This window comes from Sphingobium sp. BHU LFT2, assembly GCF_018604485.1.
Lineage (GTDB): Bacteria > Pseudomonadota > Alphaproteobacteria > Sphingomonadales > Sphingomonadaceae > Sphingobium > Sphingobium yanoikuyae_A.
Genome location: NZ_JAFCGW010000040.1, coordinates 1 through 10,151 on the forward strand (window position 1 = coordinate 1; position 10,151 = coordinate 10,151).

Genomic DNA, 10,151 nt, shown 5'->3' on the forward strand with positions numbered 1-10,151 from the left:
TCGCTCAAGAAGGCGTCGAGGCCTTCCTCGGCAAGTAAGATGCCAAAACCCCCAGCAAACCGTCAGTAGCCGCGGTCCTCACCGGATGCGTACGGGCGAAAATCAGGATTGAGGCATGATTGCAATTGCGGAGTGGTCCGCTGCGTTATCAACCGGGAGCCCAGCCTCCTTCCGTTCGGAGTATCGGTCAACGAGCTGCACCCCGTGCGGCCTCATCAGCACGGTGAAGCGGACCAGTTCCTCCATCACATCGACGATGCGCTCGTAGTAGCTCGATGCCCGCATCCGGCCGTCTTCGTCGAACTCCTTGTAGGCCATCGCCACTGACGACTGATTAGGAATCGTGAACATCCGCATCCAGCGGCCCAGCAAGCGCAGCGAATTGACGGCATTGAACGATTGCGAACCGCCGGACACCTGCATGACCGCAAGCGTTCTTCCCTGCGTCGGCCGCATCCCGCGCATCTGAAGTGGCAGATGATCGATCTGCGTCTTCATGATGCCGCTGATCTGGCCGTGCCGCTCAGGACTGCACCAGACCATGCCCTCCGACCATAGCGCGTGCTCCCGCAGTTCATGCACCGCCGGGTGATCATCTCCCGCTATCTGATCGGGCAGCGGCAGGTCGCTGGGATCGAAGATCCGCGTCTCGGCGCCGAAGAACTTTAGCAGGCGCGCCGCCTCTTCCACGGCGAGGCGCGAAAACGAGCGTTCCCGCAGAGAGCCGTAGAGCAGCAGAATACGCGGAGGCGGTTGATCCGGGCCAAGGCCGCTGGCGGGACGAGCCAACGCAAAAGCTTTGTCTAGCGCAGGAAGGTGATCGGGGGCGGCGAGTTCGCGCAGTCTCATGCGGAAATACCTTTCTCGTACCAGGGACGGGTCCGCTTCACCAAGGCGACGATCGATAGCATCACCGGCACTTCGACCAGCACGCCCACGACCGTTGCCAGCGCGGCGCCGGAACTGAGGCCAAAAAGGCTGATGGCGGCGGCCACAGCCAGTTCAAAGAAATTGGAGGCACCGATCAGCGCCGAAGGGCCAGCGACGCACCATGCCACGCCAAAACGGCGGCTGAGCCAATAGGCGATGCCGGCATTAAGATAGACCTGAAACAGGATCGGCACGGCAATCAGCGCGATTACCAGCGGTTGCCGGATGATCTGCTCGCCCTGAAAGCCGAACAGCAGCACCAGTGTCAGCAGCAGGCTGGCAAGGCTGATCGGGCCAATGGCGGACAGGAAATGCTGGAGCCGCTTCTCGCCCCCGCGAAGTAGGACTCGGCGGAGCAGTTGCGAGATGACCACCGGGACGACGATGTAGAGTCCCACCGACAGCGCCAACGTGCTCCACGGCACGGTAATCGATGCCACGCCCAGCAGCAATCCTACGAGCGGCGCGAAGGCAAGGACCATGATCAGGTCGTTCAGTGCCACCTGGCTCAAGGTGTAGTTCGGCTCACCATCGACGAGGTTGGACCAGACGAAGACCATCGCCGTGCAAGGCGCAGCAGCCAGCAGGATCAGCCCGGCAATGTAGGACGACGATACGCCTTCAGGCAGCATCGGCGCGAACAGGTGGCCGAGGAAGAAGGTGCCGAGCAATGCCATGGAGAATGGCTTGATCGCCCAGTTCACTACGAGGGTAATGCCGATACCACGCCAGTGCTGCCGAAGGCTATGGAGGGCGCCGAAATCGACCCGTAGCAGCATCGGGATGATCATGAGCCAGATCAGGCCCGCCACCACGAGGTTGACGTTGGCGATCTCCAGCGCTGCGATCGCCTCGAAGGCGCCGGGAAGCAAATGGCCGAGACCGATCCCGACTACGATGCACATGGCCACCCACAGCGAGAGATAGCGTTCGAACAGCGACATGATCGTCAGTCCTTCCCGGAAGCGATAGGCGCGGTCGCGGTGCCGCCACCCAAAACTGTGTCGAGCCAGCGACCGGCCTTCCAGCCCATGCCGGTCAGGCAGCCGACCTGCTCAAAGCCGCAAGAGCCGTGCAGTGCGACGGAGGCCGGTTCACCGCCACCGATGACAGCGACCATCTGCCGGAAGCCATAGGCATCGGCGGCCTCCAGCAAGGCCTTGAGCAACAGCTTGCCGATGCCGCCACCGCGCCGGTCGTGCGCTACGTAGATGCTGTTCTCGCAAGCATAGGCATAGGCCGGTCTATCCCGGAACTGCGTGGCGTAGGCATAGCCCACCAGCTCAGATCCATCGCAGGCGACAAGGAACGGCCAACTCCGCCCGGTGATCATCAAAATCTTCTCGACGGTCTCGTCCGCGGTCGGCGGCACGACTTCGTAGGTTGCCGTGCCGTGAAGAACATGATGCGCATAAATGGTGGCAATGGCGTCCGCGTCGTCGACCTCAGCCCGGCGAACCGAAAGACTCATCGCCGGGTCGCTTCCACGACTTCGCCGTCTTCCTTGACGAAAGTTCTGCGCTGCTCGGCCGGCAGCAGGTCTAGCACTGCTTCGGAAGGCCGGCAGAGCTTCACGCCCAGTGGCGACACGACCAGCGGCCGGTTGATGAGGATAGGATGCTCCATCATCGCGTCGACGAGGGCCTCGTCCGTCAAGGTCTCGTCGCGGAGGCCCAGTTCGGCATAAGGCGTCCCCTTCTCGCGCAGCAGAGCGCGCGGGGTGATGCCGGCGCGGTCGATGAGTTCCAGGAGCAGCGCACGGCTCGGCGGCGTCTTCAGGTACTCGATAACATGAGGCTCTATACCCGCATTGCGGATCATGGCCAGGGCATTACGAGAGGTCCCGCAAAGCGGGTTATGGTAGATCACGATATCGGTCATTGTTGCCTCTTCAGCAGCAGGTAAGTTCGGCCAGAAGCGGCTCGCACAGTTCGGCGCGCCCCTGGCAGCAATCCTTGGCCAGATAGACCATGAGGCCGCGCAGCGCGTCGAGGTTGGCGCGCTGGATCTGTTGGCGACCACGCTTCTCGGACAGCACCAGGCCGGCCTTCACCATCACGGCCAGATGCGTCGAAAATGTGCTCTGGGTCAGCCCCGACGCTTCGACCAGTTCGCCGGTCGACAAGCCATCCGGCTCATGTCGGATCAGCAGCCGAAACGCATCGAGCCGCGTGGGATGGCCAAGGGTGGAGAGAATGGCAAGGGCGTCATCGGTGTCCATGCATCGAAATTATCCGATGCGATATGGCCCGTCAATGAGATATCGGATATTCCCGATTCTTTATTCGTCAGTCAGGCTTGAGGGCAGCTTGGGACCAATTGCTAGATGGAAGCTGGCATTCCGAGATCGGCTCGACGCGCGGTTGGAAGGGAAAACCTGACCGTCTGCTCCTGGGGATCAAAAATCGCCCCTTGAACGGCAAATTTGGGTCGACCGCGGAATCAGGACTGGCCTGCTATCGCTATAGCAGAAAGGTCCGCAGTGGCTTCGATAGGCACACCAGCCTCCTTCCGTTCAGAGTATCGGTCAACCAGCAGCGACGCATGCGGCCGCATCAGCACCGTGAAGCGCACCAGTTCCTCCATCACGTCGACGATGCGCTCGTAATAACTGGACGCTCGCATCCGTCCGTCCTCGTCGAACTCCTTGTAGGCCATCGCGACTGAGGACTGATTGGGGATCGTGAACATCCGCATCCAGCGGCCCAGCAAGCGTAGCGAATTGACGGCATTGAACGATTGCGAGCCGCCGGACACTTGCATGACCGCAAGCGTTCGCCCCTGCGTCGGCCGCATCCCGCGCATCTGGAGCGGCAGATGATCGATCTGTGTCTTCATGATGCCGCTGATCTGGCCGTGCCGCTCCGGACTGCACCAGACCATGCCTTCCGACCATAGCGCGTGCTCGCGCAATTCATGCACTGCCGGGTGATCATCTCCGGCTACCTGATCGGGCAGCGGCAGGTCGCTGGGATCGAAGATTCGTGTCTCGGCGCCGAAGAACTGCAGCAGGCGGGCGGCCTCTTCCACGGCGAGGCGCGAGAAAGAACGTTCCCGCAGCGAGCCGTAGAGCAGCAGGATGCGCGGAGCCGGTTGATCCGGGCCAAGGCCGCTGGCGGGGCGTGCAAGCGCGAAGGTCTTGTCCAAAGCAGGAAGATGATCGGGGTCGGCGAGTTCGCGCAGTCTCATGCGGAAATACCTTTCTCGTACCAAGGGCGTGTCCGCTTCACCAAGGCGACGATCGACAGCATCACCGGCACTTCGACCAGCACGCCCACGACCGTTGCCAGCGCGGCGCCGGAATTGAGGCCAAAGAGGCTGATGGCAGCGGCCACAGCCAGTTCGAAGAAGTTGGAGGCACCGATCAGCGCCGAAGGGCCGGCGACGCACCATGCCACGCCGAAACGGCGACTGAGCCAATAGGCGATGCCGGCATTGAGATAGACCTGAAACAGGATCGGCACGGCAATCAGCGCGATCACCAGCGGTTGCCGGATGATCTGTTCGCCCTGGAAGCCAAACAGCAGCACCAGCGTCAGAAGCAGACTCGCAAGGCTGATTGGGCCAATGGCGGATAGGAAACGCCGGAGCCGCTTCTCACCGCCGCAAAGGAGCGCGCGGCGGAGCAGTTGAGAGATGACCACCGGGACGACGATGTAGAGCCCCACCGACAGCGCCAGCGTGTTCCACGGCACGGTGATCGATGCCACACCCAGCAGCAGAGCCACCAGCGGCGCGAAGGCAAAGACCATGATCAGGTCGTTCAGCGCGACCTGGCTCAAGGTGTAGTTCGGTTCGCCGTCGACGAGGTTGGACCAGACGAAGACCATCGCCGTGCATGGCGCTGCAGCCAACAGGATTAGCCCGGCGATGTAGGACGACGATGCGCCTTCAGGCAGCATCGGTGCGAACAGATAGCTGAGGAAAAACGTGGCAAGCAGCGCCATGGAGAATGGCTTGATCGCCCAGTTCACTACGAGGGTGACGCCGATGCCGCGCCAGTGCTGCCAGAGGCTTTGGAGCGCGCCGAATTCGACCCGCAGCAGCATTGGGATAATCATCAGCCAGATCAGGCCCGCCACCAGGAGGTTGACGTTGGCGATCTCCATCGCTGCGATCGCCTCGAAGGCGCCCGGAAGCAAGTGACCGAGACCGATCCCGACTGCGATGCACAGAGCCACCCACAGCGAGAGGTAGCGTTCGAACAGTGACATGGCCGTCAGTCCTTCCCGGAAGCGACAGGCGCGGTCGCTGTGCCGCCGCCCAAGGCGACCTGCATGTAAACCGTGTCGAGCCAACGCCCGGCCTTCCAGCCCAGGCCGGTCAGGCGGCCGACATGCTCGAAGCCGCAGGATTCGTGGAGCGCTACCGAGCCAGGTTCGCCGCCGCCGATAACGGCGACCATCTGCCGAAAGCCATAGGCTTCAGCTGCCTGCAGCAAAGCCTTGAGCAGCAGCTTACCGATGCCGCCGCCGCGCCGGTCGTGCGCCACGTAGATGCTGTTCTCGCAGGCATAGGCGTAAGCTGGTCGATCGCGGAACTGCGTGGCGTAAGCGTAGCCCACCACCGCAGATCCATCACAGGCAACAAGAAACGGCCAGGCCCGCATGGTCACCATCTGTATCTTATCTACGGTATCGGACTCGGTGGGTGGCACCACCTCGTATGTCGCCGTGCCATTCAGGACATGATGCGCATAGATGGCGGCAATGGCCTTAGCATCGCCGATCGTTGCGCTGCGAACCGAAAGGGTCATCGCCGGGTCGCTTCCACGACTTCGCCGTCTTCCTTGACGAACGTGCTGCGCTGCTCGGTCGGCAGCAAATCCAACACTTCTTCGGAAGGACGGCAGAGTTTCACGCCCAGCGGCGACACCACAAGCGGCCGGTTGATGAGGATGGGATGCTCCATCATCGCGTCGACCAGTGCCTCGTCCGTCAAGGTCTCGTCGCCGAGGCCCAGTTCGCCATAAGGCGTTCCCTTCTCGCGCAGCAAAGCGCGCGGAGTAATGCCGACCCGCTCGATGAGCTCAACCAGCAGCGCACGACTTGGCGGCGTCTTCAGATATTCGACAACGTGGGGTTCGATGCCCGCATTGCGGATCATGGCCAGCGCATTGCGAGAGGTCCCGCAAAGCGGGTTATGGTAGATCACGATATCGGTCATTATCGCCTCTTCAGCAGCAGGTCAGTTCGGCCAGCAGCGGCTCGCACAGTTCGGCGCGCCCCTGGCAGCAATCCTTGGCCAGATAGATCATCAGTCCGCGCAGCACGTCGAGGTTGGCGCGCTGGATCTGTTGGCGGCCACGCTTCTCGGAAAGCACTAGCCCGGCCTTCGCCATCACGGCCAGATGCGTCGAAAATGTGCTCTGGGTCAGCCCTGATGCCTCAACCAATTCGCCAGTCGACAGTCCATCAGGCTCATGCCGGATCAACAGGCGGAACGCATCGAGCCGCGTAGGATGGCCGAGAGCGGAGAGTATCGAGAGTGCATCGCTGGTGTCCATGCATCGTAATTATCCGATGCAATCAAACCAGTCAACAAGCCATCGATAATTCCCGATGCAGCTTGGCACCAATTGCGAAATGGAATCTGGCATTCCGAGATTGGCTTGACGCGCGGTTGGAACGGAAAACCTGACCGTCTGCTCCTGGGGATCACAAATCGCCCCTTGAACGGCCAGTTTGGGTCGACCGTGTTGGAGGCAGGGTCCAAAGGGCCTGCCTCCAACGTTATCAGTCAGGCTGCCGCTCTTTCGCGGACCCGTTCGAAGTTGTGGCGCATCAACAACTCGCCATCACACCAAACCGGCGCAAGAAGGTCTTGTTCCGGATCAATCGCATCGCGTCGTGCTGCTGCCAGCCTGCCCGCACTCATGACCACGCCCTGACGACCAGCTTTGCTGGCTTTGGCCATGTCGGTCGCGGGGCGCTTGGCGATGTCGTGCCATATACCCTGATCATCCTCCATGGCGTTGGCCTTCATTGCAAAGCCGAGCGTATCGCGATTGGCGTGCTGCAGCAGGCCGCCGCCCATGCCGAAGGCGATATTGTCGATGGCAAAGCCCTCCTCAATGAGACGGACGGTGAGGCGGCGGATGCTGTCCAGTGTCATGCCGTCGCCCTGAATGACCCGCACATGCGGATCGAGCAGCCGGAATCCCTTGCCGTTTACCATGCCGCCAAAGGCGTCCCACAGCCTTTTCACCGTGCGCACCGGCGTTTCCACGGGATCGCCACTGTCGGGGCGCACGACTAGCGTGCCGCGCCGGTTGAGGACCTTGCCCTTCAGGCTACCGCCCCAGATGTTAGCGACGGCATTGTCGAGATCGTAACTGTCGGACACGACCGCCACCAGCTTGCCATCGCCCTCGAACTGGTCGAGCATATTGGTATAGGCCGCTTCCTCACGATCCGGCCCCCAGCTTGTCATCGTGCTGTGCTCCGCTGCGGGAATGGAAAAGCCAGGCATCGTGGCGCCATAATAGCGACGGGCGGCGAGCAGCCCCTCCATTGTGTCCGTACCGGCGAAGTTCACCAGATGCGCCATGCCGCCCAGCCCGGCACTTTCGCCGGAAGACACGCCACGCGCGCCGAAATCATGCAGCTTGAAAGGCAACTGACCCTGCCAGTCGTCCGAGGTTTTCTGGAGAGCATCGCGGATGACCAGCTTCACCTGCCGGCTGATGGTCGCGACCGTGGTCGGATACCAGAGCGCCCGCAACAGCGCCGTTTCAATGAAGGTGGTGAGCCAGGGCATAGTGGGATCGGTGTTCTCGACCTGCATCACCGGCACGCCAACCGGCACGATCATGCCCTCCGGCAGGGCGCGGATTTCCAGCGGTAGATAGCCGCCGTGCCGCTTCAGGATCGCATCCCAGCCAGCGCGGTTGAAGGGTACCCCATGGGCGGCGCAGATTTCTTCTGCCTCCTCGATGTCGGCTGCCGTTATCGGCCTGCTCAGATAATCGATCAGATAGGGCTGCAACCCGAAGAACAAGATTTCTTCGGCGCATCGATTGGGCCGTGCTTCGGCATAGGCGCTGATGATGCGCGCCTCAGGCGGATATTGCAGGAAGTGGCTCTGCTTGTAGCTGTCGGTGGCCAGAATCAAGTTGGTCATGATGTGAACTCCTCACATGTCAGGGCCGAAGCGGGACTCCCCCGCATGGCCGGTCACAGGTCGGCCATCTCCTCGATGATCGACCAATGGTCTTCGAACAGCATGTCCGGCGTCAGGTCGCCAAAGCGATACCAGCGGGCATGAGCTGCATCGTCGCCGCCCTTTACCGAGAACAGTTTGCGCCGCTCGGGCAGGCGAAACAGGTATGCATGGGTGACGATCCGGCCGCGCAGAGATCGCGTGGGCGCATCGAACACGCGGGTACGGGCATCCTCGATGAAGCTGGCGAGCATGGCCGGAGGAATTTGGCCCTTGCCGTCGCTGATTGCGGTTTCCTCACGCAATTCCCGAATAGCGGCGTCGCGGATACGCTCAGCCGGGTTCACGAATCCCCCCGGTAGTGCCAGCAACCCCTTCCCCGGCGCCTGACCACGCTGCACCAGCAGGATATGGCCTGACTGCACCACGACCGCGTCGGCGGTGATGAATGGCCCGACGCCCCATTGCGTCGGATACGCATCCAGATATTCAGCCTCCTCCAACAGGCTGCGGAAGATTTCGCCCATGGCGAAGCTTCGCAGGAAATCAGCCACCCCGAGCGACAGGATCGTATTGGCGATTTCGGGAATGCGCTGGAAATAGCGGCGGCGCACATCGGTTGAGGAAAAGGTGCCATATTGGCTGTCGATCTGAAGATTTTCCCATTCCGGGAACAGCTTCAGATAGTAGGATGACGCATCCTTGCCATAACCTGTCAGCGCCACGCGGAAGTCGGCAATGCCCCGGTTCTGAAAGCCATGATGATTGCCATGATCGAGCACGATGGCGCGCACCTTACGCTGCACATCCGCCACCCAGGCCGTGTCGGAATAGAGATGATCGTCGAGCGGCGCGACGATCAACCGGCCTTCGGCCATCTCATAGCGAAAGGTAGACCGTAGCATCGCCTCACGCTCGGCGAAGCTGAAGGGATTGCGTGGATCGCGAGCGACATTGGCCGACCCGACCAGAACGATCAGTCGCTCCGCCCTCTCCAGAGCACGGGCGATGACATGTTCATGGCCGATATGCAGCGGCTGGAAGCGTCCGATGAAGACGCCGAAATCAATCTTGTTCATATTCGAGGCTCCCCCGAAACAATGGCGCGAACCAAACTCCTCGATCCGCATTGGCTACCTAATATGCATTTGACATATATCTAGTCAACACATAATAATTTGCGCCATGCCCGAGATTTCGGAAAGCTATGACCCGACCGCCTATCCGCCGGTTGCAGTGACGGTGGATCTGGTTTTGATGACTGTTTCGGATGGGCAATTGGGGGTGCTTCTGCAACGCCGCTGCCAGGAGCCCTTTGCCGGGTGCCTCGCACTCCCAGGCAGCTTTGTCGGACCGGACGAAGATCTGGATACGGCCACCCACCGGGTTCTCGCAGAGAAGGTCGGCCTGTCTGGAGCCTGGCTGGAGCAGCTATACAGTTTTGGCGATCCGGCGCGTGATCCGCGTATGCGGATCATTTCCATTTCCTATTTCGCTTTGCTCCCTGTGGATCGCTTGAAGGCTGCGGTCACAGGTCGCAACGACCTAACGCTGGTACCAGTCTGCGCGCATGAAAAGCCGTTGGCTTTCGACCATGATGCAATCGTCGATCTTGCGCGGGCCCGATTGCAGGGAAAGCTCGCTTACACTCCGGTAGCTCTTGCCCTGCTGCCTGACCAGTTTACGCTGCGCGACCTCCAGGAAGTGCATGAGGCCATTCTGGCGACCCGGCTGAACAAGCCTGCCTTTCGGCGACGTATGCTGGATAGCGGTTGGATAGAGGGAACCGGCGAAAAGGAGTCTGCTGGCGCCTTCCGACCCGCTGAACTGTTTCGTCAGACACATTGCGATCGATCTCAGGGGAAAGCTGCCGGTCCGCAGATGAGAACCTCAGATTAGCGACTGAGCGTCTCATAAGGGTGTGCGCCGTGCAAAGGCGGCACTTTCTAGTGGGTGAAAGGCCCACCCGGCGATGCTCCAGCCGGAAGCAACCGGGGCAGGCATGGAGGTGACGAAATGTCTGAAGCCCCCGGATGACGGTCACGTAGGTGACCGTGCGA

At 61.2% G+C, this 10,151-nt stretch carries 13 protein-coding genes; 1 reads left to right on the forward strand and 12 read right to left on the reverse strand.

Going from position 1 to position 10,151, the window contains the following annotated elements:
- Nucleotides 1-102: 102 nt before the first annotated feature.
- From arsH (JQK15_RS25955) to JQK15_RS26010, 12 genes are all read right to left on the reverse strand, one after another.
- Nucleotides 103-849 carry an arsenical resistance protein ArsH gene (gene arsH, locus JQK15_RS25955; protein ID WP_037523027.1) on the reverse strand — a complete coding sequence of 249 codons (747 nt, stop codon included), beginning with the start codon at nucleotides 847-849 and terminating at the stop codon, nucleotides 103-105.
- On the reverse strand, nucleotides 846-1,874 hold the full coding sequence (gene arsB, locus JQK15_RS25960) for an ACR3 family arsenite efflux transporter (protein ID WP_037523025.1): 1,029 nt from the start codon (nucleotides 1,872-1,874) through the stop codon (nucleotides 846-848). Before arsB (JQK15_RS25960) ends, arsH (JQK15_RS25955) begins: the two co-directional genes overlap by 4 nt.
- 5 nt (nucleotides 1,875-1,879) lie before the next feature.
- A complete protein-coding gene (locus JQK15_RS25965; protein ID WP_214869455.1) occupies nucleotides 1,880-2,401 on the reverse strand; it encodes a GNAT family N-acetyltransferase in 522 nt (173 codons plus the stop codon).
- A complete protein-coding gene (arsC, locus tag JQK15_RS25970; protein ID WP_037523022.1) occupies nucleotides 2,398-2,811 on the reverse strand; it encodes an arsenate reductase (glutaredoxin) in 414 nt (137 codons plus the stop codon). Before arsC (JQK15_RS25970) ends, JQK15_RS25965 begins: the two co-directional genes overlap by 4 nt.
- 10 nt (nucleotides 2,812-2,821) lie before the next feature.
- On the reverse strand, nucleotides 2,822-3,151 hold the full coding sequence (locus JQK15_RS25975; RefSeq protein WP_048938527.1) for an ArsR/SmtB family transcription factor: 330 nt from the start codon (nucleotides 3,149-3,151) through the stop codon (nucleotides 2,822-2,824).
- Between the two features lie 221 nt (nucleotides 3,152-3,372).
- Nucleotides 3,373-4,119 carry an arsenical resistance protein ArsH gene (gene arsH / locus JQK15_RS25980; protein WP_214869457.1) on the reverse strand — a complete coding sequence of 249 codons (747 nt, stop codon included), beginning with the start codon at nucleotides 4,117-4,119 and terminating at the stop codon, nucleotides 3,373-3,375.
- On the reverse strand, nucleotides 4,116-5,144 hold the full coding sequence (arsB, locus tag JQK15_RS25985; protein ID WP_214869460.1) for an ACR3 family arsenite efflux transporter: 1,029 nt from the start codon (nucleotides 5,142-5,144) through the stop codon (nucleotides 4,116-4,118). Before arsB (JQK15_RS25985) ends, arsH (JQK15_RS25980) begins: the two co-directional genes overlap by 4 nt.
- Nucleotides 5,145-5,149: 5 nt before the next feature.
- Nucleotides 5,150-5,686, reverse strand: a complete 537-nt coding sequence (locus JQK15_RS25990) for a GNAT family N-acetyltransferase (protein WP_214869463.1) — start codon at nucleotides 5,684-5,686, stop codon at nucleotides 5,150-5,152.
- Nucleotides 5,683-6,096, reverse strand: coding sequence for an arsenate reductase (glutaredoxin) (gene arsC / locus JQK15_RS25995; protein ID WP_214869465.1), 414 nt, complete (start codon nucleotides 6,094-6,096; stop codon nucleotides 5,683-5,685). Before arsC (JQK15_RS25995) ends, JQK15_RS25990 begins: the two co-directional genes overlap by 4 nt.
- Before the next feature lie 10 nt (nucleotides 6,097-6,106).
- Nucleotides 6,107-6,436, reverse strand: a complete 330-nt coding sequence (locus tag JQK15_RS26000; protein WP_214869473.1) for an ArsR/SmtB family transcription factor — start codon at nucleotides 6,434-6,436, stop codon at nucleotides 6,107-6,109.
- A gap of 233 nt (nucleotides 6,437-6,669) precedes the next feature.
- Complete coding sequence (locus JQK15_RS26005) at nucleotides 6,670-8,052, reverse strand: nicotinate phosphoribosyltransferase (protein ID WP_251008066.1); 1,383 nt, start codon at nucleotides 8,050-8,052, stop codon at nucleotides 6,670-6,672.
- A 53-nt stretch (nucleotides 8,053-8,105) separates the two neighbouring features.
- The gene (locus JQK15_RS26010; protein WP_214869475.1) at nucleotides 8,106-9,170 is read right to left on the reverse strand and encodes a bifunctional nicotinamide-nucleotide adenylyltransferase/Nudix hydroxylase; all 1,065 of its coding nucleotides are present in this window, start codon (nucleotides 9,168-9,170) and stop codon (nucleotides 8,106-8,108) included.
- A gap of 106 nt (nucleotides 9,171-9,276) precedes the next feature.
- Between JQK15_RS26010 and JQK15_RS26015 the strand changes: the two genes are divergently transcribed.
- Nucleotides 9,277-9,990: an NUDIX hydrolase gene (locus JQK15_RS26015; RefSeq protein WP_214869476.1), complete on the forward strand. Its 714-nt coding sequence runs from the start codon at nucleotides 9,277-9,279 to the stop codon at nucleotides 9,988-9,990.
- Nucleotides 9,991-10,151: the final 161 nt, after the last annotated feature.